Source organism: Paenibacillus sp. FSL H3-0457 (assembly GCF_037981725.1).
In the GTDB taxonomy this organism is placed as follows: Bacteria; Bacillota; Bacilli; order Paenibacillales; family Paenibacillaceae; genus Paenibacillus; species Paenibacillus amylolyticus.
Genome location: NZ_CP150283.1, coordinates 4,795,733 through 4,822,479, shown reverse-complemented (window position 1 = coordinate 4,822,479; position 26,747 = coordinate 4,795,733). Strand labels below are relative to the sequence as shown.

Below are 26,747 nucleotides of genomic sequence, written 5' to 3'. Positions count from 1 at the left end.
TGCTAACGACATGGGACAGTACAGTCAGAAGGAGGGATACTCACCATGTTAACAGAGCGTCAACGAATGATTCTGAACGCTATAGTGGATGACTATATCCGTTCAGCTGAGCCCGTAGGGTCCCGGAGCATTTCCAAAAGGGGAGATGTTGGATACAGTCCGGCGACGATCCGTAATGAAATGGCGGACCTTGAAGATATGGGTTTCCTGGAACAGCCGCATACATCGGCAGGACGCATTCCTTCTCATAAAGGCTATCGATATTATGTCGATCATTTGGTCCCTTGGAATCAGGTGGAGCCTCAGGAGTTGGATGATCTGAAGTCATTCTTTGCTGAAAAACTGAACGTCATGGAACAAGTTATTCAGCATGCATCCAATATTTTGTCACATATGACGAATTATACTTCGATCCTGCTTGGACCGGAAGTATTCCATACGTCCTTACGTCACTTCCAATTGCTTCCGCTGAACGAGAGTGAAGCTGTGGCAATCATCGTGACCAATACAGGTCAAGTGGAGAACAAGACGGTGCAGATTCCACCAGAAATCTCGGTAGCTGAGATGGAAAATGTGGTTCGCTTGTTAAATACCAAACTTGTGGGCGTACCAATCTACAAATTGAAATCCCGTCTTTATACCGAACTTGGGCAAGAGATGGAACGGCATATTACACGTTATGAGGAAGTTATGCAGGTGCTCAACAGTGCCTTTGACAATGAACATGATAATCGTCTGTTCCTCAGTGGTGCCACTAATATGTTGACTCAACCGGAGTTTAAAGATATCGAAAAGGTAAAAGATATTCTTGACCTGCTGGAAGAGACACCAACACTCATGAAATTGATGATGCCCGTGCCGGGTGGATCTGGTATTCAAGTGCGAATCGGCACTGAAAATGATCATGAAGCCTTTGCCAACTGCAGCCTGATTACAGCCTCCTATTCATTGGACGGTGAGGCTTTGGGTTCGATCGGTATTCTAGGACCCACGCGGATGGATTATGCACGTGTCATTCATATTCTAAATACACTATCCCGTGACTTGACGGCGATGCTAACACATCGTTTCAAATAAGATTCGGGAATGAACCATTTCATTCGTATAAGGAGGTGAACATCTTGAAAGAGGAGCAATCATTTACAGAAGAACAAGAGGTAACAGCAACTGAGCAGGAGCCTATTAATGAAGCTGGCGCTGCAGAAGCACAAGCTGAAGAGATGGCTGGTCAGGAGCAGGATGAGCTTGCACGTCTGAAGGCAGAAGCTGAGGAGCAACAACAGCGTTATGTCCGTGCACAGGCTGATTTTGATAACTTCCGTCGTCGTACGCAGAAGGAAAAAGAAGAATTGGCTAAATACGCTTCGATGAAGCTGGTCACCGAACTGGTACCGGTTATTGATAACTTCGAGCGCGCCATGGCTACTGTACCGGAAGGAGCAGAGGTCGAATCTTTCTCCAAGGGCATCCAAATGATTTTCCGTCAATTGGAAACCGTGATGAATAATGAAGGTCTGACGGCTATGGAATCGGTAGGACAACCGTTCAATCCTGAATTCCACCAAGCAATTATGCAAGTGGAGAGCGACGAGTACGAAGAAGGTATCGTTGTTGAGGAAGTCCAAAAAGGCTACATGCTGAAAGATAAAGTGCTTCGTCCAGCTATGGTTAAAGTCAGCTCATAAATTCCTTATAGGAAGGAATGAGTCGGCTCCATGGTTGAACAATGTGGGCGAAGTTTAATATAAAGGTTTGTACACATAGAGCACGATTAGCAACATGAACATCTAAATAAGGGTCAGATCAGACCCATTCATTTTAAATTGTTGAGGGAGGAAATTTTCGGATGAGCAAAGTAATCGGTATTGACTTAGGAACAACAAACTCATGCGTAGCAGTAATGGAAGGCGGCGAGGCTGTCGTAATTCCAAATCCGGAGGGCGCACGTACAACTCCATCCGTAGTTGGTTTCAAAAAGGATGGAGAGCGCGTTGTTGGTGAAACAGCAAAACGTCAAGCCATCACCAATCCGGATCGTACTATCATGTCGATCAAACGTCACATGGGTACTTCCCACAAGGAAACAATCGATAGCAAAGACTACTCTGCACAAGAGATCTCTGCAATCATCCTGCAAAAATTGAAATCCGATGCTGAAGCTTATCTGGGTCAAACGGTAACTCAAGCAGTTATCACTGTACCAGCTTACTTCAATGACAGTCAGCGCCAAGCGACTAAAGATGCGGGTAAAATTGCAGGTTTGGAAGTTCTGCGTATCGTCAACGAGCCAACAGCAGCAGCTTTGGCATACGGTATGGAGAAATCCGAAGACCAAACGATCCTCGTATATGACCTGGGTGGCGGTACGTTCGACGTATCCATTCTTGAACTGGGTGATGGCTTCTTCGAAGTTAAAGCAACTAGCGGGGACAACAAACTAGGCGGGGATGACTTTGACCAAGTGATCATTGATTACCTCGTAAGTGAATTCAAAAAAGATCAAGGCATTGACTTGAGTAAAGATAAAGCAGCGGTTCAACGTTTGAAAGATGCAGCGGAAAAAGCGAAAAAAGAACTTTCCGGCGTATTGACTACAACGATCTCCTTGCCGTTCATCACAGTTGCTGATGGCGTTCCTCAGCATTTGGAGTTGAACCTGAGCCGTGCGAAATTTGAAGAAATCTCTGAAGGTCTGGTTGAGCGTACGCTTGAACCAACTCGTCGTGCATTGAGTGATGCGGGTATGACGCCTAACGATATCGACAAGATCGTATTGGTTGGTGGTTCGACACGTATTCCAGCAGTACAAGAAGCGATCAAAAAACTGACGGGTAAAGAGCCACACAAAGGCGTTAACCCGGATGAAGTTGTAGCTTTGGGCGCTGCTGTACAAGCGGGCGTACTGACAGGTGACGTGAAAGACGTTGTATTGCTCGACGTAACGCCATTGTCCCTGGGTATCGAAACAGCGGGTGGCGTATTCACTAAAATGATCGAGCGTAACACAACGATCCCTACAAGCAAATCTCAAGTGTTCTCCACATATGCAGACAATCAACCAAGCGTTGAGATTCATGTTCTGCAAGGTGAGCGTGAGATGGCAGCAGGTAACAAATCGCTTGGACGTTTCATGTTGGGTGATATTCCACCAGCTCCACGTGGCGTTCCACAGATCGAAGTTAGCTTCGATATTGATGCCAACGGTATCGTTAACGTATCTGCAACAGATAAAGGTACGAACAAAACTCAAAAAATCACAATCACTTCTTCCAGCGGTTTGAGCGATGCTGAAGTTGAGCAAATGATGAAAGATGCTGAGTTGCATGCTGAAGAAGATAAAAAACGCAGAGAACTCGTTGAAGCGAAAAACAGTGCAGATCAATTGATCTACTCTGTTGACAAAACGATCAAAGATCTTGGCGAAAAAGCAGATGCTGGCGAAGTTGAAAAAGCAAATGCTGCCAAAGAAAAACTGCAAGGCGTTCTGGCTTCCGACAACCTGGAAGATATCAAAGCTGCTACAGAAGAACTGACAGAGATCGTTCAACAACTGTCCGTGAAACTGTATGAGCAAGCTCAGGCGCAAGAGCAAGAAGCACAAGGTGCTGAAGAGCAACAACAAGGTTCTGCTAAACGTGACAACGTCGTAGACGCTGATTACGAAGTTGTGGATGAAGATAAAAAACAAAACTAATTCGTAGTTCTACGCGAATTAAACATCGGTGACGTTCGAATTAGAGGGAAAGTCATAGCCGGGGCTCCCGCGCTTTGGCTTTCCTTTTGTCACGATGTGCGATATGGTGAATGATATGGGGGTGGAAGAGTGGCTGAAAAGCGTGATTATTATGAGGTGCTTGGCGTTAGTAAAACGGCTAACGACGATGAAATTAAAAAGGCTTACCGTAAGCTTGCCCGTCAGTATCACCCTGACGTAAACAAGGCTGCTGATGCGGAAGCTAAATTTAAAGAAGTTAAAGAAGCTTACGACGTAGTGAGTGACGGTCAGAAGCGTGCACAATATGATCAATATGGTCATGTCGATCCGAATCAAGGTGGATTCGGTGGTGGCGGTGATTTTGGCGGCGGCGGATTTGGCGACATCTTCGACATGTTCTTTGGCGGCGGTGGCGGTGGACGACGTGATCCAAATGCTCCGCAACGCGGGAATGATCTGCAGTACACGATGACAATTGAGTTCAAGGAAGCTGTATTCGGTAAAGAAACCGATATTACGATTCCGCGTACCGAAGGCTGTGATACCTGTCATGGCTCAGGTGCCAAACCTGGAACGAAACCGGAAACCTGCTCGGTCTGCCAAGGTAGCGGTCAGCAGGAAGTCGTGCAAAATACACCGTTTGGTCGTATGGTTAATCGTCGTGCATGTTCGAACTGTAGCGGTTCGGGCCAAATTATCAAAGAAAAATGTACAACGTGCAGTGGCAGCGGTAAAGTCCGCAAGCAACGCAAAATCCATGTCCGCATTCCAGCGGGTGTAGATGATGGCGCGCAACTGCGTATGACAGGTGAGGGCGAAGGCGGCCTGCGTGGCGGACCAGCGGGAGATCTGTATATTGTCATTCGCGTGAAATCACATGATTTCTTCGAGCGTGAAGGCGACGATATTTATTGCGAAATCCCACTTACCTTTGCTCAGGCAGCTCTGGGAGATGAAGTTGAGATCCCAACGTTGACCGAGAAAGTGAAGTTGAAAGTACCAGCTGGTACACAAACGGGAACGTATTTCCGCCTCAAAGGCAAAGGTGTACCACGCCTGCGCGGTATGGGGCAAGGGGATCAGCATGTGAAAGTGGTTGTGGTTACACCTAGTAAGCTGAATGACGAGCAGAAGGATCTGCTTCGCCAAATTGCTTCGCTGGATGGAGAGCAAACACATGAGCATGAACAATCTTTCTTTGATAGAGTGAAACGCGCCTTCCGCGGCGACTGAGAATAAAATAAAGTAAGTTCAAAAGGACACCACAGCGGTTTTTACCGCGGGGTGTCCTTTTTTGTACGCCTTTTTTAGTGGTTCAGTGGTTTTTGTGAAATCCATGGATTTATGCTACAAAGAACGACAGCAATTTGTGGGAGCATTTCGGTATATTCTGAGCGAACTTGCGGAAAGATAGCATGGCGAGAATGATATGCATAGCTGATATGCGAGAAATTAGGGAAGCAGGTGAAGCGGATGACCGAGAAAAATATTTTGGCGTACTTTCACAGCCCGGAGCAGGCTCAAGGGGCAGCCAAAAAACTGGAGGCATTGCGAGTGGAGGACCTGTCAATTAATCGATTCAGCCGATATGCGGGAGTGGGACCAAGCGGGGCTTCCTACAAGCCGGGCGTTTCCGGCAGTTTTTCATCATGGGTGCCCGATTCGATGCAAACAAATGCCAGTGCTGGAATTATGGCTGCGGCAGACCCTTCTGCAAGCGGCATGAGTGATGGTGGACAGGGTGGACCTACAGGAAGAGATGTATTACTAACGGTCATCGTAGATGAATCGGTACATCACCGCGCTATGTCTATTATCGAACAAGCCGGTGGAATGATCTAGTTTCCCAATTTGAAGGAGGAGCATTACAATGGCAGAACATGAACGTCCAGGCAAGATCTTAACAAAAACGGAAAAGATGAAACGTATGCAATCCGCGAAAAATGAGGACGTGGAATTCAGCGCTGAAGCTGCGGATCATGAAGATATAGAAGCACTACGCCGCAGTGAAGCGGCTGATCGAAGACAGGGACGGGAGCTTCATGACTGAAGATCGCTCGGCAGTGACCCTCGAAGCTGTTTTTACAAGCTGGACTGAGGCCGAGTCTGCACGCAGAGCCCTGGAATTTTTGCACCCGAACCAATTAAGCATTGAGAGCCTTGGCAATGAAGCGTCTGCATTGGGCTCAAACGATGTTACGGGCTCCGATAATTCTCCTACGGCCGTCGTCGGAGGATTTAGTGGCGAACTGAATGTACTTGCCTTGATTAGTGATGAAACGGAAATGTTGTCCAATGGTCAGGTGTATGATACACCCAAAGAGGACTCGGCCAACAGGCTAAAACAAGAAATTTTGCTGACCGTGTCCGTATCCAACGATTCGCTCCCGCAAGCCGCAGAGATGATCACGCAGAATGGTGGACGTTTTTGCTAACTGAGAATCGAATTATGCAAAATGCTGAAGTAAATGAAACAGATATGTATGAATAGATGACAGGATATTCGAGCAGTCAGGCTGCGGATATCCTGTTTTGTTTTTCTTTTACTGGTGCGGCTTTGTGCTCCGGCTAGCTTGTGTAGTACAATAGTTGGGATGTTTGAAAAATGAGGAGGAAAAACCAAGTATGTTATGGCATGAACTAACAATACATACCACAGAAGAAGCTGTGGAGATGATTTCAAATTTTTTACATGAAGCGGGTGCTGGTGGGGTTTCGATTGAAGAGTCCGGTACTTTAAATAAAAAACGGGACACGACATATGGTGAGTTATACGACGTTCCTTTGAATGATATTCCGGAAGGCTTTGCAGTCATCAAAGGGTACTTCTCCGAAGGTACGGATATGGTTGCATTACAGTTAGAAGTTAATCCGAGAGTTGAGGAACTCTCCGAATTCGGAATTGATACAGGTGAGGTTCGTTATGAGACGCGTACAGTGGATGAAGATGACTGGGCAACAGCCTGGAAACAATATTTCAAGCCGGTACGTGTATCGGAACGTTTGACGATCAAGCCAACGTGGGAAGAGTATACGCCTGAAAGTCCAGATGAGAAAATTATTGAGCTTGATCCAGGCATGGCTTTTGGTACAGGAACCCACCCAACGACCTCCCTCTGCTTGCGCACACTGGAAACGGTTATTCAGGGCGGCGAGGAAGTTATTGACGTAGGTACAGGCTCTGGTATTTTGGCTATTGGAGCGATAAAACTTGGGGCAAAACATGTACTGGCGCTCGATCTTGATCCAGTTGCCGTAATTAGTGCCAGGGAGAATGTGGAACTGAATGGGCTGGAGCAACAAATTACGGTTAAAGAGAGTGATCTGTTGTCCGTCCTAGGGAGTCAGGACCCTGCACTTGGTGTACAACTGCCGGTTAAGGTTGTCGTGGCGAACATTCTGGCTGAGATCATTTTGTTGTTCGTAGACGATGTCTATCATGCGCTTGAGTCTGGTGGCACCTATATTGTATCCGGCATTTGGAAGAACAAAGAGCAGGTTGTGCATGATGCACTGGTAGCCTCCGGATTTGAAGTGAGTGCGATCCACCGTGATGAGGATTGGCTGGCGTTTGTAGCCAGAAAGGGGTAACGTATGGACTTTTGGAATTCGTTCTTTCGTTATCCGATTGATCAGCTTCCGTTTTTCCTGCTGACCATTCTGATCGCATTTACGGTGCATGAATTCTCGCATGCGTATTTTGCTAACAAATTTGGTGATCCAACAGCGAAGCTGTTGGGTCGGGTCACGCTGAATCCGGTTGTACACTTTGACTTGTTAGGTGTGCTGTTGCTCATTATTGCCGGCTTTGGTTGGGCACGTCCAGTTCCCGTTAATCGGGCTAACTTCGACAAACCTAGATTGATGGGCATCATCGTAACTGCAGCAGGGCCTCTGAGCAATCTTTTGCTCGCAATCATCGGTACAATCATCTATGCTTCACTGGTTGGTTCGGGAGCTCTCGGTGGGATTGATAATGAGCGGCTGCTGACAGCAATCACGACGTTTTTCGCTATCTTTAACTTAACCAACTTTTTCCTGTTCCTGTTTAACTTGATTCCGTTGCCCCCACTGGATGGTTATCGGATTCTGGAAGATGTAGTGCCACCTTCAATCAGCCGCAAGCTGCAAGGGGTGGAGCAATGGTCTATTTTTATCTTCCTATTGATTCTTGTTATACCTCCGTTGCAAAATGTGACGATTCAACCTTTGTATGAGTTTGCGCAAACGATGTATGTGGATCTGGCAAAGGTGATTATCGAATTATATCGCTAAAAGCGCATTGTTTATGGACCGGAATACTGGTCAGAAACACGTAAAAGTTGTATGATCATCTGTGGCGATTGGATTCACGCCTGCCATCAGGCGGGGTGAATTCCAGTCATAACAGGACAGAATGGGTGGATTGACTAATGCAGCGATATTTTGTATCTGCAGAACAGTTTAATGAACACGCTGTGATTATCACAGGTGATGATGCACGCCATATTGGCAAGGTCATGCGTGGTAAACCTGGAGATAAACTGATTGTCAGTGACGGAAACTCCAGAGAAGCACTCGTGGAAATTGAGAGTATTGAAGTTGGCCAAGTGACAGCCAATATTGTGGAACCTCTCGAGATGGACCATGAAGCACGGATTCGTGTAACCGTGGCACAGAGTTTGCCCAAGGGTGACAAGATGGAAACAGTCATCCAGAGATGTACTGAGATTGGGGCGGTATCATTTGTACCCTTCCTATCAGAACGTACGATTGTGCAATATGATGCCAAGAAAGAAGGCAAACGGTTGGAGCGGTGGCGGAAAATTGCCAAGGAAGCTGCCGAACAGAGTCACCGGAATCGCATTCCATCCGTCGAGCAGCCGCTTTCCTGGAAAGGGCTGTTATCTTCTTTTGAGGGCTACAGCCTGGTATGTTATTGTTATGAGAAAGAAAACGGTAAACAGCTGAGAGATGCACTGAAACCGTTTATAGAGCAACTTGCACCTGATGCAAGTGCAGAAGTATTGATCGTGGTTGGACCGGAAGGTGGATTTTCTGAGAAGGAGACGGCAGAGGCTGATCAGGCAGGTGCTGTATCTGTTGGACTGGGCAAACGCATTTTGCGTGCTGAGACAGCTGGAATGGCAGCACTAACTTGCGTGCTATATGAATCCGGAGAAATGGGAGGAATGTAATTATGCCATCCGTGGCGTTTTACACCTTAGGCTGCAAAGTTAATTTCTATGATACAGAGGCGATTTGGCAATTGTTCAAAAACGAAGGTTACGATCAAGTGGACTTTGATGAACAGACAGCGGATGTATACTTGATTAATACTTGTACAGTAACCAATACCGGCGACAAAAAGAGCCGTCAAATTATTCGTCGTGCCATTCGGCGCAACCCGGAGGCGATTGTGGCCGTTACAGGCTGCTACGCGCAGACTTCTCCGGCAGAGATTCTGGACATCCCAGGGGTGGATCTGGTTATCGGTACACAGGACCGTGACAAGATTTTGCCATATGTTAATGAAATTCAGGAGTCCCGTCAACCGGTTAATGCGGTGCGTAATATTATGAAAACCCGTGTGTTTGAAGACATGGACGTACCGGATTTTGCTGACCGTACCCGCGCGTTCCTGAAGATTCAGGATGGATGCAATAACTTTTGCACGTTCTGCATTATTCCGTGGTCTCGTGGTCTCTCACGTAGTCGGGAAGCGAACAGCATTATTCAACAGGCGCATCAACTCGTACACGCCGGATACAAGGAGATTGTTCTGACCGGTATTCATACAGGTGGGTATGGCGATGACATGGAGAATTATGATCTGACCGATCTGCTGTGGGATTTGGATAAGGTAGAGGGGCTGGAGCGTATTCGAATCAGCTCGATTGAAGCCAGTCAGATTGACGACCGTATGCTCGACGTGATCAAACGTTCCGATAAACTCGTTCGTCACTTTCATATTCCGCTGCAAGCGGGTGATGATACGGTGTTAAAACGCATGCGCCGCAAATATACGACAGAAGAGTTTTACAACAAGATGCTTCGCATTCGGGAAGCAATGCCGGATGTAGCGATTACAACAGACATCATTGTTGGATTTCCAGGTGAGACGGATGAGATGTACCGTAATGGCTATGCGTTGATGCGGAAGATCGGTTTTTCCGAAATGCACGTATTCCCTTATTCCAAGCGTACGGGTACGCCAGCAGCACGAATGGAAGATCAGGTGGACGAAGAGGTCAAAAATGCACGTGTGCATGAACTGATTGACTTGTCTGAGCAGATGCAGCTGGAGTACGCTGAGCAGTTTGTCGGACAGGTACTGGATGTTATTCCCGAAGGGGAAGCCAAAGGCCGCGAGGGAAGTGGCAAGCTGCACGGTTATAGCGACAACTACATTCAACTGGTCTTTGATGGATCGATGGATATGGTCGGTAAAGTGTGCCGAGTCAAAGTGGTTGAAGCCGGCGTCAACCAGAGTCAGGCTACGCTGGTACGTGTGTTGGAAGAGAATCTTAAGTCCGCCGCGATGTAATCGAGGCGTCAGAAACAAGGATTTCATTTCCTTGGGGAGCTTACCCGGGGAGATGAGGTCCTTCTTTTGCAAAAAATAAGATAAAGATATCGAAGTTGATGGGGGAGAGCACGATGAACAAAAAAGAAATTTCAGCAGGCGGAGTTGTTTATAGAACAGGGGAAGACGGACGTCTTCAAATTCAGCTTATCGTAGATCGTTATGGTAAAACAACTCTCGCCAAGGGCAAAATGGAATATGGAGAAACAATTGAACAGACGGCACTGCGCGAGATTTTGGAAGAGACAGGTATGGTGGGTCGCATTGTAGAGCCGGTTGATATCATTGCTTACACGTACCAACATGCAGATTTTGGCCCGGTGGACAAGGAAGTTCATTATTATCTCGTTGAAGCCGAGAGTGGTGATCTACAGCCTCAGATTGAAGAAATCAAGGGTGTGGATTGGTATGCTCCGGAAGAAGCATGGTCCTTACAGCAGCAGAGCGGATATGATAATAACGATGATATCTTGCGTGTAGCCCTGAACAAGTTAGGCATTAACGTATAACGGCATTATTGTTCGAGTCAGTTAGCCGCGCGCTCTGTGGGTCTGGACAGGCAGATCATCAAGCCACGGGTGACTTCGCCGCGGGGGCGTGGACCGGTGGTTTTTTGTGCCAGATTGGCAAGTAACAGAATGGCAAAGCGAGCAGTGAACTGGTGATGTTAAAAAGGGTCTGGGCATGCGCAATCTGTGCCCCGTTGTCCGCTGACAGCCAGGCCGAAGCTGCATGCAGCTGGCCCATCAGCGGCATAAACAGCAGCGCTCCCGCAATGTTTAATACAACATGGGAGGCTGCGACAAATTTGCCTGCAGATGCTCCGCCCGCGGCAGCGATTACAGCGGTGATACAGGTCCCTACGTTGGACCCGATCACAATGGCGATGCCGATCTCCACAGGCAATACCCCTGTGGCTGCCAGCGTAATCGCCATGCTAATGACAGCTGCGCTGCTGTGAATGAGCGCTGTCAGACAGGCACCTGCCAGGAAGCCCCACCACAAGCTGTCGGCCGAGCGGTCGAGAAACCATTGAAATACGCCCATGCTCCGCAAGGGTAAGGCAATGGATTGCATCACCTGAATGCCTGTCATAACAAGTGCAAATCCGGCAGCTGCGAGGAAGCTGTACTGGATGTTAAACAGAGTCTGACGCGTGCGTTCAGGAGCGGCCAGATTGCGTTCACCAAGAACAACAAACATGGCCCAGCCCGTTAGCGACAGGACGAGTAGCGGCAGGGAAGCACGTCCGATCTGTAGTCCCACCAGCTCCGTCGTCAGGCATGTCCCGATGTTGGTGCCGAGGATGATGCCAAGTGTTCGTCCATAGGTAATTAATCTGGCATTAGCCAGTCCAATGGTGAGTACGGTGACCGCAGTACTGCTCTGTAACAGGGCCGTTGCACCTGCACTGAAGGCCATGCCTTTCCATGGAGCAGAGGTAGCCCGATTGAGCCAACCCGCTAACATGGGCCCAGCCATGCGCTGCAAGGCCGTTTCCATCAGCTTCATGCCACCAAAAAAGATAATAAGCCCATAGAGTAGGGGCAATATAACATCTCTAAACATAGAAACATCATTCCTTCCGTCCGGTTCCTTAACTCATCCTATGAGTAAGAAAAGACAACCATGACAAGCCTAAAGGAATTCAGAGGGAAGCGACCTAAATTATCGGCCTCTCAATTCGAAAGATACGGTGATTCGTGCAAACGTAGCGAAGAAGACGAAATTGTTACCGAAGAAGCGAAGCGCTCGCCTTTATCCCCGGATTTTCCCTTTAAGAAAGGGAATCAAAAAAATCTGGGGATAACAGCGATCAGAGGAACAATTCGTCGCCGTAGCGCCACCTAATTGTGCCACCCCAATTCAAAGATACGGTGATTCGTGCAAACGTAGTGGAGGGGACGAAATCGAATCTGAAGAAGCGAAGCGTGCGCCTTTGTCTCCGGATTTTCCCTTTAAAAAAGGGAATCAAAAAAATCTGGAGACAACAGCGATCGGAAGATCGATTCGAACCCGGAACGCCACCTGCGCGCCGCACCAAACCTATCTTTTGAACTATTAAATTAAAGGAAGTGGATCTACCTTGCCATCAGTTACACTCGAACGCAGTCGCAAAAAGCGGCTTGAACATGCACATCCATGGATATTTAACAATGAAATTGCCTCTGTTGACGGAAACCCGGAACCGGGAGATTTGGTCAATGTATTGAATCATCAAGGTCGCTATCTGGCGACAGGTTATTACAATCCTGCATCTCAGATCACTGTAAGGGTTGTAGCTTATCAACCGCTGGAGTCCGAACAGATGGATACGGCGTTTTTTGCAGCGCGTTTCCGCGATTGCTTGCGTCACCGGGAACGTTTTATCCAGGATGGGGAGGCATATCGTCTCGTTTACGGCGAAGCTGATTTTCTGCCAGGATTAATCGTTGACCGATTCGGCAGCATTCTCGTTGTACAGTTGCTTACACTTGGCATGGATCGTTGCCGTGAAGCCATCGTACAGGCACTCATTGAAGTAATGCAGCCGGAAGGTATATACGAGCGCAGTGATGTCTCGATTCGTGAACTGGAAGGTTTGGAGCAGACCAAAGGTCCGCTGCATGGAGAGTGCCCACGGCATGTCACGGTTACAGAGAATGGACTACTCATTAAAGTGGATATCGTGGAAGGGCAGAAGACAGGTTACTTCTTCGACCAACGTGAGAATCGTGCAGCCATCGAACCGCTCATGAAGGGTTGGGGCTACAAGAGTGGAATCACACTACAAACGACCGAGCAGGATGGCATAGAGCAGCTTTTGCCTGTGAATAAAAGTGGTAAAGTAGTTACATTCCCATATTGGGATGGTGCCACTGTACTGGAGTGTTTCTCACACACGGGCAGCTTTACGTTGAATGCTTGCAAATATGGAGCTAAAAAAGTGACTTGTCTTGATATTTCGGAGCATGCCATTGAGAGTGCACGAACAAATGTGGAGCTGAACGGTTTCACTGACCGGGTTGAATTCGTAGTTGCTGATGCATTCCAGTACTTGCGTGAACAAGTGAAAGGGCTGGATGAACGTACCTCACGTGCACGTGCAGGCGAACAGAAAGTGGATACATCCAAAGCGCTTGCAGCTGGCGGTAAAACATTTGATGTGGTCATCCTTGATCCTCCTGCATTTGCCAAAACGAAATCAGCAGTTAAAGGTGCATGTCGCGGTTATAAAGATATCAATCTGCAAGGAATGAAACTGGTCAATGAGGGTGGATATTTGGTAACAGCCAGCTGTTCGTATCACATGCGTCCTGATCTTTTCTTGGACACGATTGCCGATGCAGCGGAAGATGCAGGCAAAGTGCTTCGTTTGATCGACTGGAAAGCAGCCGGTAAGGATCACCCACAAATTTTGGGCGTGGATGAAGGACATTACCTGAAATTTGCTATTTTCGAAGTGCGCAGTAAAAAGAATTAATCGTATGATTTTCGTTCCAATCAAGTATAGATCAAGTCAAAAGTCCACAGTGTGATAGCTGCGGGCTTTTTGCTGTTTTGCTGTGTTAACGGAGATGATCTCCGGTTTTACCGGATAGTGGCAAACGTATGTTCCGAACCAAGTCAGATATGTTATACTGGGAATTAAAATCTTGTACGTGTGGTTTGGAGGATTAGACATGTCCGTTCGTTTTGTTATTGGCCGGGCAGGCAGCGGAAAAAGCTTGCTGATTACCCGGGAAATTACATCCCTGCTTCAAAAGGAGCCGCAAGGCACACCTTTGATTTTACTCGTTCCCGAACAGAGTTCTTTTCGAACAGAGCAGGCATTGGTGTCTTCTGGAGCAATTAAAGGTACCATGCGTGCAGAAGTGCTCGGCTTTCGCCGTCTAGCCTATCGTGTAATGCAAGAAGCAGGTGGTTCTGCTCGTATTCCGATCGGAGCCGAAGGCAAAAAGATGCTGCTCTACAAGGTCATCCAGCGCCGTAAGGAAGAATTAAAGCTGTTTGGTGCATCCGGCAGCCAGCTGGGTTTTATAGGCGAATTAAATGACTTATATAGTGAATTTAAACGTTATGAAGTTGATCCATCATTGCTGGAAGACGGGCTGTCTGGAGGGAATACCTCATCCACTTCGCCAATTCTGGAGGACAAGTTGCATGACTTGAATCTGATATATCGTGACTATGAACAGGAACTGACCAATTTATATATTGATGATGAAGACACGTTGACCGAGCTGACAGATCGTTTGTCGGAAAGTGCATTGCTGCAGGATGCCCAGATCTGGATTGATGGTTTTCAGGGATTCACACCACAGGAGATGAGTGTGATTGGTCGGCTGATGTTGCAGTCCTCTTCCGTGACGATTGCACTGACATTGGATCGTCCTTATGATCACGGCGCACTGCCTGGAGAACTGGAACTATTTTATCCTACGGCAAGTGCCTATGCGCGCCTGAAAGGAATGGCTGACGAACTGGGTGTAACAAGCGATATAACCGTGCTAGATTCGGAGATTCCACCGAGATACAAGGATCGTCCGGGACTTGCTCATCTGGAGGCTGGTTTCGACCGGCGAATTCGTTGGAAAAGTGAAGGCCTTGATTCCGGAATCCGACTGGTTGCAGCGGAGAACCGACGAGCTGAGATGGAGGGAGCACTGCGTGAGATGCGGCGCTTGGCACAAAACGAAGGTGCGCGTTATCGGGACATGGCGGTACTTGTCCGGCAGTTGGATACCTACGCTGATATAGCTGAACCGTTATTCAGGGATTATGACGTACCCGTCTTTCTGGACCGGAGAAGAAATGAACTTCATCATCCATTATCTGAGTTTATCCGTTCCGCACTGGATATTGTTCGGCGCCACTGGCGTTACGAGGATGTATTTCGCTGTGTCAAAACGGATCTGCTGCTTCCGCGTGATGGTTCCATCACACGTGAAGATATGGACCAGCTTGAGAATTATGTACTGGCTTGTGGTATTCACGGGTATCGCTGGACTGACGGCAAACCGTGGAAGTATGTACCAAGCCTGTCGCTGGAAGACAACGGTCAGGATGGCCGTAGTCGAGGACGGGACCAGATGCTTTCTTTAATGGAGAGCTGCCGAACGGTCATTACAGATTCTTTGGGTGTTTTTGAGAAACGAATGAAAAAGGCAAAGACAGCTAAAGCCCAGTGCGAGGCACTATACAGATTGCTGGAAGATGCTGAGATTCCATGGAAGCTGGAGAATATGTCTGCTGAAGCTAAGGCACAAGGTGACCCCGAACGGTCGAGAGAACATCGGCAGATGTGGGGAGCTGTGCTGGATTTATTGGATCAGATGGTCGATATGATGGGGAATGAACGGCTGGATATCACGCTGTTTGCCGGGATGATTGAGACCGGATTGACGGAACTGAAGCTGGGTCTGGTACCACCAGCACTTGATCAGGTTTTGATGGGTTCTATGGACCGTACACGCCTTCAGGACATCAAATACGTATTTATCCTTGGCGCCGTTGATGGTGAATTACCCGCCGTACCTCAGGATGATGGTGTATTAACGGAACTGGAGAGAGCGTTACTGACGGAAAGAGGCGTGGCGCTTGGACCAGGTGCAACAAGGCAGATGCTGGATGAACGTTTCCTGATCTATACGGCACTTACAGCGGCAAGCAGCCAGTTGTGGCTGAGTTACCCGGTTGCTGATGATGAGGGGAAAACACTGCTCCCTTCCGAGATTGTCCGCCATGTACGGAAGATGTTTGGTTTACAAGAACAGCCATTGCTCGCTCAACCGCCGGTTGCGAACTCGGAAGAAGCGCATTGGTCCTATGTCACCCATCCGGGTCAGAGTCTGTCAACGCTCATTGGACAATTGCGCAAATGGCGCCGCGGAGAAGACATCCCTGAAATGTGGTGGGCGGTCTACAATTGGCATGTATCTCGGGAGACAAGCAGACCTCAGCTGGAGCGGTTGATGGGATCGATTTTTTATCGTAATCGGGCATTGCCACTACGTACAGCTACCAGTCGCAGACTGTATGGTACAGAGGTGAGGACGAGTGTCTCGCGAATGGAGCGTTTCGTTGCTTGTCCGTTCTCCCATTTTGCTTCGCACGGGTTACGCCTCAAAGAACGGCAATTGTACCGCCTTCAGGCTCCTGATATCGGACAGCTGTTTCATGCTGCACTAAGCCAGCTGGCTATGCGGTTGCGTGAAGAAAATCGTAGTTGGGGCAGTTTGACTCCAGACCAATGCCGTCAGGAAGCCGAGCAAACGGTGGAGCAGATTGCACCACAGCTGCAAGGGGAGATTTTGCTAAGCACCAAGCGATACGGTTATATTTTCCGCAAATTGAAGGACATTGTTAGCCGGGCATCGGTTATTCTTGGTGAACAGTCCAGACGTGGAAGTTTTGAACCGATTGGGCTGGAGCTTGATTTTGGACCGGATAAAACACTGCCGCCATTACGTTTTGAACTGGAAAACGGCTGTGTGATGGAGATCGTGGGTCGGATTGACCGTGTGGATGTGGCAGAAGGAGAGAATGGTCTGCTCTTACGTGTCATTGACTATAAATCAAGCCAAACGGACCTCAAGTTACATGAAGTTTACTATGGTCTGTCATTACAGATGCTCACCTATCTGGAGGTGCTGCTTAGTGCTGCCGAAGAATGGCTTGGGGAAACGGCGATGCCGGGAGGAACGTTGTATTTCCATGTGCATAACCCGCTGTTGCAATCCGCAAACGGCATGACATCAGAGCAGGCAGGACAAGAACTGCTGAAACGGTTCAAAATGAAAGGTTTGCTGCTGGCGGATCGGGACGCAATCGCTCAAATGGACAACACCCTGGATAAGGGGTATTCAGCAATTATTCCAGTTGCCCTTAAGGCGGACGGAAGCTTTTATAGCAGCGCCGCTGTAGCTACGCCAGAGCAATGGGATACGCTGCTTGCTTCGGTTCGCAGTAATATCCGTGAGATTGGTACCCGAATTACGGATGGGGATGTGGCCATTGAGCCTTATCGTATTCAACAGGAAGTGGCGTGTACGTTCTGTCCGTATAAGCCTGTTTGTCAGTTTGATGAGAATATAGAAGGAAATGAGTATAACCTGTTGTCCAAACCGGGCAAACAGCAAATCTGGGATATGTTATCTCACACCAAGGGAGGGGAAACATCATGACGAATATGCCAAAACCGGAAGGAAGCTTCTGGAGTGATGACCAGTGGAGTGCGATTTCCGAAAGCGGAGAAGACATACTGGTTGCCGCAGCGGCGGGATCAGGCAAGACAGCCGTACTGGTTGAACGAATTATTCGCAAGATCGCAGATCCCTCCCAAGGATTCAGTGTGGATCGTATACTTGTAGCTACGTTTACCAAAGCGGCCGCCGCCGAGATGAAACAACGGATTCGGGAAGCGTTGGAACGTGCGCTGGAAGAACAGCCTGGAGAAGAGCATCTGCGTAAGCAGCTGTCGCTGCTTGGACGGGCATCTATTACAACGCTGCATTCATTCTGTATGGAAGTCATTCGCCGTTATTATCAGCAAATTCCGTTGAACCCGGCTTTCCGTATCCTGAATGAAAATGAAGCGGAAATCATGCGGCAGGAACTGCTTGAAGAACTATTTGAGGAAAAGTATGGCGAAGAAGATGAAGGGAGTACATTCCGCGAATTAGTGGACTGGTTCAGTGGAGAACGAAACGATGATGCGATGCATCGACTGGTGCAACGTTTGTATGATTTCTCCCGCAGTCATTCCTGGCCGGATCATTGGCTCTCAGAGATGGCATCTGCTTTTCAGGTGGAAAGTGTAGAGGCACTTGGACATTCAGCATGGGTTCAGAGTATTTTGCGTGATGCGGCTCTTGCTTTAAGTGGGGCAGCAGGACTGCTTCGTCAAGGCATCCATATTTCCATGCAGCCTGAAGGTCCGGCACCTTATGCAGAAACGTTAAAAGAAGACCTGGTGATGGTAGAAGAACTGTTGTCTGCGGCCCAGGTTATGCCATGGGAAAGGTTGCCTGAAGTGTTTCAACCCGCTACATTTGGCAAATTGAAACCCTGCAAAAAGGATCAAACAGACCCGGCTTTACAGGATCAGGTGAAGGAACTCCGTGAGGCCGCGAAAAAGGCAGTTACCGACCTGAAAGGTTCATTGTTCGGGAGAAGTGCGTTTGCGTTCTGGCAGGAGTTGGAGCAAGCGGCACCACTCATGCAGGAGTTGTCGAGGTTGGTTAGTACATTTGGAGAACGTTATCGACAGGCCAAACAGGAACGTGGGCAAGTTGACTTCAGTGATCTGGAGCATTACTGTCTTCACATTTTGCGACATGAGGATTCAACGCCTGAACTGTCGATGCCTTCCGATGCGGCTATGGAGTACCGTTCGCGATTCGATGAAGTGTTGCTTGATGAATATCAGGATACCAATACGGTTCAGGAAGATATCGTGAAACTGATCTCCAGAGAAAACCCGGGTAACCGATTCATGGTCGGTGATGTCAAACAGAGTATCTACCGTTTCCGGTTGGCTGAGCCAGGTCTGTTTATGAACAAGTATCGCCAGTATGGAGCGAGCACAAATGAGGACGGAATGGTGGAAGAACGTCTGCATCGTACAGGTCAACGTATTGATCTTGCGCGGAATTTTCGTAGTCGAGCAGAAGTCGTGCATTCGGTCAATATGATATTCCGGCAACTCATGAACGAAGGTGTGGCAGAGATTGCTTACGATGAACGAGCTCAACTGGCATATGGGGCTACGTTCCCGTCAGAAACACTTGGTGATGAGGCGTATACACCTGAACTCATGCTGATCGATCGTCAGGGTGGTGGTCCTGATCTGACAGAGAGTACGGATGAGAATGGGGATGCATCGGTCTCCGCAGAACTGGAGAGTGCCGAACTTGAAACAGCCCAGTTGGAAGCGAGGGCAATCGCAAGGCGTATTCGGGAGATGGTTGGAGACACGGACAAACCTGCCCTTCATGTATATGACAAAGCTCTGCAAACGATGCGCCCGGCACGTTACGGTGACATGGTCATCTTGCTGCGTTCAACCTTGATGTGGGCTCCGCTCATGATTGAGGAGTTCAGACAGCAGGGAATTCCTGCTGGAGGAGAACAGAGCAAGGGCTATTTTCAGGCTACAGAAGTGGAAATCATGATGTCTCTGCTTCAGCTTGTTGATAATCCAAGGCAGGATATTCCGCTTGCTTCCGTGCTTCGTTCCCCGATTGTTGGACTGGATGAAGAGGAACTGGCACAGATTCGGCTTGGTGACAAAAGACAGTCATTCTATGATGCGGTTATATCGGCTGCGGGAGATTGGAGCGATTCCTCCACTAATGCTGTACAACAATCCCGTCAGGATAATCATCCTGATTCCAATATGGTCCAGTTGCAGTGGCCGGAAGCCTGGGCAGAGATGGAACAGGGACAGCGGGAGACAGCAGCTTCAGTCGAGGCAGAGATCCTGGATGATGTCTATGAATCCGATGTGCATACATTGCATACAGATGGAATGCAAGATGCTGGTGTTGCGGGACATGCAAGTGAGGATTTGGGCATAACGGAGATCTCAGGCTCGGAATTACAGCAAAAGTTAATTCGTTTTATGCGTCAATTGCAGCAGTGGAGACTTGAGGCAAGGCAAGGCAGTCTAAGTGAACTGATCTGGCGTATGTATCGGGAAACCGGTTATTTGGACTGGGTTGGTGGTCTTCCAGGAGGGCTGCAACGTCAAAGTAATCTTAAGGCATTGTACGACCGCGCACGACAATATGAGGAATCAACTGCGAATCGCGGCTTGTTCCGTTTCCTGACCTATGTTTCCAGACTGCGGGAAAACGGGGGAGACCTCGGAACTGTAGCAAGTAGCTCTGGTGAGCAGGACAACGCCGTACGTATCATGACGATTCACCGGAGTAAGGGTTTGGAGTTTCCAATTGTCTTTGTCGGTGGCATATCCAAGATGTTTAATCAGCAGGACTTGAACGCACCGTTTCTAATGCATAAGGAACTGGGATTTGGTCCGAGGTTTGTGGATCGTGAGAACAGGGTTGCCTATCCTACATTAGCCAATCTGGCGATTCGTCGTCGGGCGCAATTTGAACTGCTTGCTGAAGAGATGCGTGTGCTGTATGTTGCGTTGACTCGTCCCAAAGAGAAAATGATTCTGCTAGGTACCGTAAAAGATGCCGCGAAAAAAGCGCTCGCGTGGTCTCAGGTCAAGGATAGCCCTGAACTGGCATTGCCAGACTATCTGCTTGCTGCAGGACGAAACTACCTGGACTGGATTGGGCCATCCCTGATGAGACATCCAGATGCGGCTGTGCTGCGTGAACTTGCAGGAAGCAATGATTCGTTCTCAGCCTGTCTTGCAGATGATCAATCTCGATGGGCGATTTCTATTATTTCCGCTGATCACGTGTCCCGTGACCATGTGGTGAATCAGACACTTGGGGAAGAAGATGGGATGACTGAGGTGCGGAAAGAACGAACTGCTGCACTAAAAGCCGTTCAGCCTGTGAAGTTGGTTACATCCTCAACGGTAGAAGAACTGACGAAGAGTGCACAAGTCACGGCTAACCAAAACATTGGAGATGAAGGTGCAGCTACAGTAGATCCTCAACAAGAGGAGGCACGGCTGATCAACGAGGTTGATCAACGACTTTCATGGACGTACCCCTTTGAAGCAGCAACTCAAGTAGCAGCGAGCACATCTGTCACGGAGTTGAAAACGTTACTTGCGATGCAGGATATCCAGTCCGTAGAGGTGATGGAGGAACTGGGAGAGCAGTCCGAGAAATTATTGGATTATAACACCTCAGGAATCAATAACATCAAGGATGAAACAAGCCATGCTCATCGTGATGCATCCAGTGAATCTATCAAGCATGAGGCTGGGTTAAAGTCAGATTCAAACCGTACGGTGAACGTTTCGGATGCGGGATCTGCGGGTACGTCTTTCAAACTGCACCTGCGTCGTCCGAAATTCATGGAGGCAACGCAGCTGACAGGGGCAGAACGGGGGAACGTGTATCATACGTTGATGCAGCATCTTCCTATAGATGGATCATCTGTTGATTCACAGCTTATTGAACAGACGATTGAGCGGTTGATTAAGCTTCAGATTTTGCTGGCCCATCATGCTGCGGCTATCGAACCTGAAGAACTGGCCGGATTTTTCAATACAGAACCAGGGAAAGAATTATTGCGTGCAGCGTGGGTGAAACGGGAAATTCCGTTTGTGTATGGACTTCCGGCACATCAGTCTCCTGTGGAATGGCTACATGAACGGGCGGCGAACTCAGATATGCAGACAATAAATGAAGATAGCAAAATGCAGGCAACGATTGAAAATGAAACCGTGCTTGTACAGGGGATTATCGATTGTCTGTATGAGGTGGACGGCGAGCTTGTCTTGCTTGATTACAAGACGGATCGAGTATTGGAGCATCGTGGTGGTTTGGATGAACTTACCAAAAATTATCGCTTCCAGCTAGATCTGTATGGACGGGCTATTGAAGATATATTAGGTCGGAAAGTTGACCGGAAATGGCTGTACTTTTTTGATGGTGGACATGCAGTGAAATTGTAAAAAGATCGGAATTCAAAACCATGTATCTCACATGGGAGAGGGGTGGAACGGACGATGCGTATTTTGCATACAGGGGACTGGCATTTGGGAAAAACGCTGGAAGGACGAAGCCGACTGCGTGAACAGGAAGATTTCGTTGATGAACTCGTCAGGGTCGCTGATGAGCAGCAGGCAGATGCCATATTGATGGCCGGAGATGTGTATGATTCGGTGAATCCTCCCGCAGCGGCGGAACAGCTTTTTTATGAAGCGGCAGCACGTCTGACGGAGCATGGAAGACCTCTCGTGGTAATTGCAGGGAATCATGATCAGCCAGAACGTGTAGCTTCTGTAACTCCACTTGTAAACAGACAGGGCATTACACTCGTAGGGATGCCTACTTCAGAAGCGGTAACCATCCATGCAAAGCGAACCGGAGAAATTGCACAGATTGCCGCATTACCTTATCCTTCTGAAGCCAGATTGAATGAATTGCTGACAACAGATGGGGACGAAAATGTGCTTCGTCAGGCATACAGTCACCGTGTGGGCATGTTAATGCAGCGTCTGGCAGCTTCTTTTCGCCCGGATACCGTGAACTTGGCCATGAGCCATATCTATGTGCTCGGCGGACTTGAGAGTGATTCGGAACGTCCGATTCAAATCGGTGGGGCCTACACGGTGGATCCATCATCTTTATCGACTGGTGCGCAATACACGGCGCTTGGGCATCTCCATCGTGCACAGGCTGTCAAAGGAGACGGTGTGATTCGATATAGCGGTTCTCCTCTCGCCTACAGCTTCTCGGAAGCAGGGCAGAGCAAGTCTGTCACGATGGTTGATCTGGCGCCGGGTGGAGCAGCACAGGTAGAAGAAATTTTGTTAACGTCCGGGCGTCCGCTTGTACGTTGGCAGGCCCGTGGTGGTCTGGCAGAAGTATATCGCTGGCTGGATGAGGGGCGTGATCCACAGGCTTTTATCGACATGGAAGTGTGGCTGGACGAAGCGATGTCCCTGAAGGAGATTCAGCAGCTGCGAAAATCACATGAAGGTATCATCCATATTCGCCCGGTGTATCCCGAGATGGCTGCAGCAGGACTTTTGGAGCAACGATCCGAGTTACCTGTGCATGAACTGTTCCGTAAATTTTATCAGCGTCAGACCGGTGGTGCACAACCGGAAGACAGCCTGGTACAGCTTTTCCTGGAACTTGTGGATGAAGACGAGCCGGGTGCGCGTGAGGAGGTCGAGGAAAGATGAAGCCGATTTTATTAAAAGTTGCCGGACTGCAAAGTTATCGGGAGATGCAGGAGATTGATTTTACCGTGCTGACGGAGACGGGACTATTCGGTATTTTCGGTCCAACGGGTAGTGGTAAATCTTCTTTGCTCGATGCCATCACACTCGCCATGTACGGAAAAGTGGAACGCGCGGTGAACGGGACACAAGGCATTATGAATCATGCAGAGGATTCGTTGTCGGTTGCTTTTACATTTGAACTGATGTCGGCGGAAGGCACTCGAAGGTTCCGGGTAGAGCGACGTTTCAAACGAAATAATGAAGTTTCGGTGAGTAACACGATCAGCAAATTCATAGAGACGGTTAATGGCGAAGAACAGGTACTTGCCGACAAATTGGCAGATGTGAATCGCTGCGTTGAAGATGTGATCGGTTTGAAGATGGATGATTTTACACGGGCAGTGGTGCTTCCGCAAGGGAAGTTTGCCGAGTTTTTGTCACTCAAAGGCAGTGAACGTCGCCAGATGCTGCAACGATTATTCCATCTGGAGAAGTATGGGGACCAGTTGGCCATCAAATTAAGTCGGCGGGTCAAGGATAATGATATGGTTCACCAATCTCTTGCTGCGGAACAACAGGGACTGGGCAATGCCAGTAAGGAGACGCTGGAAGAAACGAAACGTCTTCTTCAAAACGCTGTTCAGCAGTCTGAATTGTCCCGCAAAGCGCTGGATGAAGCTGTGAAGGAAGCTGAACAACTGGGCAAAATTCGTGAGTTAAGTAACGAACGGCAGGCCCGGACGGATGAACAGCAGAAGCTGAAAGCACTGGAACCACAGATAGAGGTAGGCGAACAACGGCTGAAACAATCCGTTGCGGCAGATGCAATACTGCCTGCATTGCAGACGGTTCGAGATGCCATGGCTACACAGAAGCAGCGGCAGGATACTGCCGAGACAGCTCATCAGCAAGCACTGGAACATGAGCGTCTGGCTGTTCAGGAAGCGGAGAAGGCTGAGACGGCACGCAAGCAAATGACTGAGGAAGAACCGAAACTTCTGCTGCGCCTGGAGCAACTCGAACAAGCGAAAGAGCTGCAACGTGAACGGGACGGACTTCAAGCCGATTGCTCGCGCCTCGCGCAGTTGCTGGAACAGGGGCAGAGCGAACAAACTACGCTGGGACAGCAGCTTGAGAAAGAAAAGGAACTGCAACAGCGCGGACGCAAACGGCGAGAGGAACTACAGGAGAGCCTCAAGCCAAATGAAGTGAAGTCAGAGGAACGCAGGCAACTTCAAGCTGCGCTAGAACTGAAACATCGTGTGGATACTGCCGCGGAGCAGTTGCAGCAAAATAAGGCTGACATGCAAGCCTATAAGCAATCGGCAGAACAGGGAGCCGACAAGCTGAAGGCGGCGGCTGAGGAAGAAAAACGCCTGAGTGATCAGCGTCAGCATCTGGTAGAACAGGCGTCAGCAGGTCTTGAGGCCTTGCTTGCCTGTGAGCAGGACATTAGCCGCGAACAAAGCCTGCTGGCCCTTGCGGAGGAACGGCTGCGTGGCACGATGCGCGAGCAGGAGCTGCACCGGCTGTCCTCCGCCTTGCGCGCCGAGCTGCACGACGGCGAGCCATGCCCGGTGTGCGGCTCGCCGCACCACCCGCTCCCGGCTGCGCCGCCGGGAGAAGGTCCGCACGCAGGGGATGCGGACCTGGAACTGCTGCGCAGCCTGCACGCGGAGCTGCAGGAGCTGCGCTTTGGGCTGCGCCAGCAGCTGCACGAACGTCGCAGCCTGCTGACGCAGCTTGGCGCTGCGGCTTACGAAGCTCCGGCCGCAGCCGAGGCCGCGCCTGCGGCAGCGGAGCCCGAGCCCGCCGGGTCGCCCGAACACGGGCGCTCCCCGGCAGGCTGGGCATCGCGTGCCGCTGCGCTGCGCGAAGCCGCGCAGGCGCTGGCTACCGCAGCAGCGCCGCTCCAAGCCGAAGCCGCCGCGTTACAGCAGGCGGCTGTGGGCGCGCAGCAGCGCCGCATGGAAGCGGCAGCTGCGCAAGAGGCCGGCCGTGCCGGGCTCACCCAGGCGGAGCGCAAGCTGGCTGAGAGCGAGGCCGCAGCGGCTACTTTGCAGAGCCGCTGGGCCGCAGAACTGCCGGGCATCGCTCAGGAGGAGGCCAAGGCCCTCTATCAGGCGATGCAGGAGCGCGATGCGCGCGCCGAAGACATCAAGGAACGTCTGAACAAAAGCGTGACGTTCCTTGAGGAAAAAGACCAAATCATTCAATCTCTCCAGCAGAAGCTGGTGGAATTGGACAAACAACTGATTCAGTGGCAAACGGAGTGGCAGGGCAATAGCAAACAGCTGGCCGAGAAGGAAGAACGCTTGCGCCAGTGGGTTGGGGAGCAACGGGTAGAAGATCTGATTACTGCGGCTCAGGCTCGTCTGGATGGACTGCGGAAAACAGCTTCGGACTCGGCACAACGCTTCAAAGAAGCGGACACGCTGAAGCAGGAATCAGCCAAGAAAGACGTCATGGCACAGCAGGCAGCCGCCTCGGCCACAGAACATCTGCAACAAGCACAGGAACGGTGGAAGCAATTGCTGGAACAATCTCCATTTGACTCAGATGATGCTGTTGTATCCGCGGCAATTCCTGCACAGGAAGCAGAGCGACTGGCAGGGGAGATCCAGCAGCACCGGGAACGTGAGCGTGAACTGGCATCCCAGTTGCGTGAACTGGAACAAAAGCTGGGTGGTGCTGTCGTATCGGAGGAACAGTGGTTAGCCTGCACCGAACGTTTGCAGCAGGTCCGAATTGAGGACGAGGCTGCCCTTCGTGCCAAAGCACGTGCAGAACGTGATTTGGAGGATGTGGAGCAGCGACATGTTCGCTGGACCGAACTGGAGAACAAGCGGGTGGAGGTAAGCCGTCAAGGCGAACTGCTCAGCAAGCTGCAATCCGCGTTCAGAGGCAATGCTTTTGTTGAGTATATTGCGGAGGAACAACTGATGCAGGTTAGTCATGCGGCATCTCAGCGTCTGCGCTTCCTGACCAAACAGCGTTATTCACTGGAGGTGGATTCCGGTGGTGGTTTTGTGATCTGTGATGATGCCAACGGGGGAGTCAAACGACCGGTATCAACGTTGTCAGGTGGCGAGACATTTTTGACTTCGTTGTCACTGGCCTTGGCACTGTCGGCCCAGATTCAACTGCGAGGTCAGTACCCACTTCAATTCTTCTTCCTGGATGAAGGGTTTGGTACCCTTGACCCTGAACTGTTGGATACCGTCATTACGTCTCTGGAAAAATTGCATGACGATCGATTGGCTGTTGGTGTCATCAGTCACGTGCCTGAACTGCGTGCACGCTTGCCGCGCAAACTTGTGGTGATTCCGGCAGGTGAGGCCGGAAACGGCTCACGTGTGGTCTTGGAGACTCTGTAGAGGGCAATGTGTAAGCAATATAGATCATAGAAGCGCCTCTAATAGTCCAAGCAAAATGAATATTAGAGGTTGTTCAAAAAGTCCGCTTTTGATTACGAATGGTGCCTAGCGGCATCATCAACATCTAATATGGAATTCAGCTGAAATAAGTAGGGGCTTACGAAGGTTGTTTCCTTCGGAAACATTACGGTTGCTCACGTAGTTCTATCTATGCTCCGCTAC

18 protein-coding genes are annotated in these 26,747 nt (G+C 49.5%); 17 read left to right on the top strand and 1 reads right to left on the bottom strand.

All coding sequences use genetic code 11. From position 1 onward, the window contains the following. Positions 1–45 precede the first annotated feature (45 nt). From hrcA to MHH25_RS21365, 12 genes are all read left to right on the top strand, one after another. A complete protein-coding gene (hrcA, locus tag MHH25_RS21420) occupies positions 46–1,077 on the top strand; it encodes a heat-inducible transcriptional repressor HrcA (protein WP_036615092.1) in 1,032 nt (343 codons plus the stop codon). 44 nt (positions 1,078–1,121) lie between these two features. Continuing rightward, positions 1,122–1,685 carry a nucleotide exchange factor GrpE gene (gene grpE / locus MHH25_RS21415; protein WP_036668567.1) on the top strand — a complete coding sequence of 188 codons (564 nt, stop codon included), beginning with the start codon at positions 1,122–1,124 and terminating at the stop codon, positions 1,683–1,685. Between the two features lie 161 nt (positions 1,686–1,846). Then, on the top strand, positions 1,847–3,694 hold the full coding sequence (gene dnaK / locus MHH25_RS21410; RefSeq protein ID WP_036615087.1) for a molecular chaperone DnaK: 1,848 nt from the start codon (positions 1,847–1,849) through the stop codon (positions 3,692–3,694). A gap of 129 nt (positions 3,695–3,823) precedes the next feature. Then, complete coding sequence (gene dnaJ, locus MHH25_RS21405) at positions 3,824–4,948, top strand: molecular chaperone DnaJ (protein WP_036615086.1); 1,125 nt, start codon at positions 3,824–3,826, stop codon at positions 4,946–4,948. A gap of 240 nt (positions 4,949–5,188) precedes the next feature. After that, entirely contained in the window at positions 5,189–5,557 is a 369-nt protein-coding gene (locus tag MHH25_RS21400; RefSeq protein ID WP_017687219.1) for a hypothetical protein, read from the top strand. A 28-nt stretch (positions 5,558–5,585) separates the two neighbouring features. After that, on the top strand, positions 5,586–5,765 hold the full coding sequence (locus MHH25_RS21395; protein ID WP_017687220.1) for a YfhD family protein: 180 nt from the start codon (positions 5,586–5,588) through the stop codon (positions 5,763–5,765). Beyond that, entirely contained in the window at positions 5,758–6,150 is a 393-nt protein-coding gene (locus tag MHH25_RS21390; RefSeq protein WP_036615083.1) for a hypothetical protein, read from the top strand. Before MHH25_RS21395 ends, MHH25_RS21390 begins: the two co-directional genes overlap by 8 nt. A gap of 190 nt (positions 6,151–6,340) precedes the next feature. Then, the gene (prmA, locus tag MHH25_RS21385; protein ID WP_036615080.1) at positions 6,341–7,306 is read left to right on the top strand and encodes a 50S ribosomal protein L11 methyltransferase; all 966 of its coding nucleotides are present in this window, start codon (positions 6,341–6,343) and stop codon (positions 7,304–7,306) included. 3 nt (positions 7,307–7,309) lie between these two features. Further along, complete coding sequence (locus tag MHH25_RS21380) at positions 7,310–7,990, top strand: site-2 protease family protein (RefSeq protein ID WP_340017983.1); 681 nt, start codon at positions 7,310–7,312, stop codon at positions 7,988–7,990. Positions 7,991–8,127: 137 nt separating this feature from the next. Further along, the gene (locus tag MHH25_RS21375) at positions 8,128–8,892 is read left to right on the top strand and encodes an RsmE family RNA methyltransferase (protein WP_036615075.1); all 765 of its coding nucleotides are present in this window, start codon (positions 8,128–8,130) and stop codon (positions 8,890–8,892) included. A gap of 2 nt (positions 8,893–8,894) precedes the next feature. Beyond that, positions 8,895–10,241, top strand: a complete 1,347-nt coding sequence (gene mtaB, locus MHH25_RS21370) for a tRNA (N(6)-L-threonylcarbamoyladenosine(37)-C(2))-methylthiotransferase MtaB (RefSeq protein ID WP_340017982.1) — start codon at positions 8,895–8,897, stop codon at positions 10,239–10,241. 113 nt (positions 10,242–10,354) lie between these two features. Next, complete coding sequence (locus MHH25_RS21365) at positions 10,355–10,789, top strand: NUDIX domain-containing protein (protein WP_340017981.1); 435 nt, start codon at positions 10,355–10,357, stop codon at positions 10,787–10,789. Positions 10,790–10,847: 58 nt separating this feature from the next. On the opposite strand, the gene MHH25_RS21360 is transcribed toward MHH25_RS21365, so the two are convergent. Continuing rightward, positions 10,848–11,849 (bottom strand): Na/Pi symporter, encoded by a 1,002-nt coding sequence (locus MHH25_RS21360; protein WP_340017980.1) that lies wholly within the window; start codon positions 11,847–11,849, stop codon positions 10,848–10,850. A gap of 517 nt (positions 11,850–12,366) precedes the next feature. Here MHH25_RS21360 and MHH25_RS21355 point away from each other — a divergent pair. From MHH25_RS21355 to MHH25_RS21335, 5 genes are all read left to right on the top strand, one after another. Beyond that, positions 12,367–13,743 carry a class I SAM-dependent rRNA methyltransferase gene (locus MHH25_RS21355; RefSeq protein ID WP_340017979.1) on the top strand — a complete coding sequence of 459 codons (1,377 nt, stop codon included), beginning with the start codon at positions 12,367–12,369 and terminating at the stop codon, positions 13,741–13,743. A gap of 199 nt (positions 13,744–13,942) precedes the next feature. Further along, positions 13,943–17,446 (top strand): helicase-exonuclease AddAB subunit AddB, encoded by a 3,504-nt coding sequence (addB, locus tag MHH25_RS21350; RefSeq protein ID WP_340017978.1) that lies wholly within the window; start codon positions 13,943–13,945, stop codon positions 17,444–17,446. Continuing rightward, complete coding sequence (gene addA / locus MHH25_RS21345) at positions 17,443–21,870, top strand: helicase-exonuclease AddAB subunit AddA (RefSeq protein WP_340017976.1); 4,428 nt, start codon at positions 17,443–17,445, stop codon at positions 21,868–21,870. The genes addB and addA overlap by 4 nt, the downstream gene beginning before the upstream one ends. A gap of 54 nt (positions 21,871–21,924) precedes the next feature. Next, positions 21,925–23,109 carry an exonuclease SbcCD subunit D gene (locus tag MHH25_RS21340; RefSeq protein ID WP_340017975.1) on the top strand — a complete coding sequence of 395 codons (1,185 nt, stop codon included), beginning with the start codon at positions 21,925–21,927 and terminating at the stop codon, positions 23,107–23,109. Then, positions 23,106–26,525: an SMC family ATPase gene (locus tag MHH25_RS21335; RefSeq protein ID WP_340017974.1), complete on the top strand. Its 3,420-nt coding sequence runs from the start codon at positions 23,106–23,108 to the stop codon at positions 26,523–26,525. Before MHH25_RS21340 ends, MHH25_RS21335 begins: the two co-directional genes overlap by 4 nt. The last annotated feature ends 222 nt before the right edge of the window (positions 26,526–26,747 follow it).